Raw genomic sequence first — 241 nt, forward strand, 5'->3', positions numbered from 1 at the left:
GAGGCCGACCCCTCCGAGGCGATCAAGGCGGGCGCGACCGGATACCTCCTCAAGGAGATCACCACCGACGAGGTGGCCCCCGCCATCCGCGCGGTGGCCGACGGGCAGTCGCAGATCAGCCCGCCCATGGCGTCGAAACTCCTCACCGAGTTCACGTCGATGATCCAGCGGACCGGCGTGCGGCGGCTGGTGCCGGCGCCGCGGCTCACCGACCGTGGACTCGTAGTGCTCAAGCTGGACG

General features: G+C 70.5%; 1 pseudogene. It reads left to right on the forward strand.

Features of this window, described 5'->3' with window-relative positions:
• Nucleotides 1–241 (forward strand): annotated as a pseudogene (locus tag KVT45_RS55550) (DNA-binding response regulator); the annotation flags it as partial.

The organism is Streptomyces sp. GbtcB6 (genome assembly GCF_019091475.1).
In the GTDB taxonomy this organism is placed as follows: Bacteria; Actinomycetota; Actinomycetes; order Streptomycetales; family Streptomycetaceae; genus Streptomyces; species Streptomyces hyaluromycini.